The sequence below is a fragment of the Nocardia farcinica genome (assembly GCF_029867845.1).
GTDB lineage: Bacteria > Actinomycetota > Actinomycetes > Mycobacteriales > Mycobacteriaceae > Nocardia > Nocardia farcinica_A.
The window spans coordinates 1-2,098 of the sequence record NZ_JARWRU010000407.1; the positions used below are offsets into that span (position 1 = coordinate 1).

2 protein-coding genes are annotated in these 2,098 nt (G+C 72.3%); both read left to right on the top strand.

From position 1 onward, the window contains the following. Positions 1-776, top strand: a 776-nt coding sequence (locus tag QH283_RS08675) for a glutamate ligase domain-containing protein (RefSeq protein WP_280502503.1), incomplete at its 5' end; no start/stop codon positions are given. 113 nt (positions 777-889) lie between these two features. Then, positions 890-2,098 (top strand): putative lipid II flippase FtsW (gene ftsW, locus QH283_RS08680; RefSeq protein WP_280502504.1); only part of this gene is annotated, 1,209 nt, incomplete at its 3' end.

A 2,098-nucleotide genomic window follows, 5' to 3' on the forward strand; every position in this document is an offset into this window, starting at 1 on the left:
CCCTGGCGCGGCGCTCGAAGGCCAAGCGGACCGTCGGCTTCCGGGTCGGCGTGCCCGCCGACGGCGAATTGGGCGTGGTGGACGGCAAGCTGCTCGACCGCGCCTTCACCAAGGCCGCGATCCTCGCCGAGGTCGGCGACATCAGCCCGCCGGGACCGGCCGGGGTCGCCGACGCGCTCGCCGCGTCCGCGTTGACCAGGGCGATCGACGTGGCGCCGCAGTTCGTCAAGGAGGGCCTGCAGGAGCACAAGGTCGGCCCGCACCGGGCGGCCTTCGTGCGCGAGCTGGGCGGCGTGGAGTTCATCGACGACTCCAAGGCCACCAACCCGCACGCGGCGCGCTCGTCGATCCTGGCGCACCACAGCGTCATCTGGATCGCGGGCGGGCTGCTCAAGGGCGCGGGCGTGGAGGACCTGATCGAGGAGGTCCGCGAGCACCTGGTGGCCGCGGTGCTGATCGGGGCCGACGCGCCGCTGATCGCCGACGCGCTGGCGCGACACGCGCCCGAGGTCCCCGTCGTCGAGGTCCCCTCGGGCGACGATGCTTGGATGGCCGAGGACCCGAATCGCGCGAGCACCGACCGATCGAGCGCGGCCGACGCCGTGATGGCGCGGGCGGTGCGCACGGCCGCCGGGTTCGCCCGCGGCGGCGACACGGTGCTGCTGGCGCCCGCGGCCGCCTCGCTGGACATGTTCGCCGACTACACCCACCGTGGACGCAGCTTCGCCGATGCGGTGCACGCGCTGGAAGACGGTGACCTCGGGCGGCAGCCGTGAGCGAACGGGGCCGGCGAGGACTGCGGCGCGCCGGGTCCGGTTCCGACAAGACCGCGCGCGCCGCCCGGCCCGCCGGGGCCCGCGCCCCGGCCTTCGCCCGTTTCGCGACCTGGATGGCGCGCCCGCTGGCGTCGTTCCACCTGGTCGTCACCATCGCCACGCTGCTCACCCTGCTCGGGCTGGTGATGGTGCTGTCGGCTTCCAGCGTGGAGGCCTACACCGCGGTCGGCTCGGCCTACTCGCTGTTCCGCCAGCAGATCCTGTTCGCGTTGATCGGCTGCGTGCTGTTCTATCTGGCGCTGCGCATCCCGATCCGCAGGCTGCGGCAGTGGTCGTTCCCGCTGTTCGCGCTGTCGGTGCTCGCGCTGTTCCTGGTGCTGATCCCCGGCATCGGCACCGAGGTGCAGGGCTCGCGGCGCTGGATCGACCTCGGCGTGGTCTCGGTGCAGCCGTCGGAGATCGTCAAGGTGACCCTGGTGGTCTGGGGCGCGCACCTGCTGGCCTCGCGGCGCAGCGAGCAGGCGCCGCTCAAGGAGATCCTGGTGCCGCTGGTGCCCGCGGGCATGCTGGTCTGCCTGCTGGTGGTGCTGGAGCCCAACCTGTCCACCACCATCGCGCTGGGCATCGTGCTGGCCGCGCTGCTGTGGTTCGGCGGACTGCCGGTGCGGTTGTTCGTCACCATCGCGCTGGCGGGTGTGGTCGCCGCCGCCGTGCTCGCTCTGACCGCGGGCTACCGCTCCGACCGCATGCGCGCGTTCTTCAATCCGGGCGAGGACCCGCAGGGCATCGGCTACCAGGCCAGGCAGGCCATGTACTCGCTGGCCGACGGCGGCATCTGGGGCCGCGGCCTCGGACAGAGCCGCGCCAAGTGGAGCTATCTGCCCAACTCGCACAACGACTTCATCTTCGCCATCATCGGCGAGGAACTCGGCTTCCTCGGCTGCGCGCTGGTGCTCGGGCTGTTCGCGCTGTTCGTCTACACCGGCCTGCGTATCGCCACCCGCTCGGTCGACCCGTTCCTGCGCCTGCTCTCGGCGACCGCGACCACCTGGATCACCGCGCAGGCGCTGATCAACGTCGGCTACGTGGTCGGCCTGCTGCCGGTGACCGGCCTGCAGCTGCCGCTGGTCTCGGCGGGCGGCTCGTCGCTGGCCATCACGCTGTTCATGTTCGGCATCATCGCCAATGCCGCCCGTCACGAACCCGAGGCGGTGGCGGCATTGCAGGCCGGGCAGGACGGCAGGATGAGCAGGTTGCTTCGGCTGCCCAAGCCGGAGCCCTATTCGCCGATGCGGGCCGAGGCCGCGCGCGCGGGAGCGCGC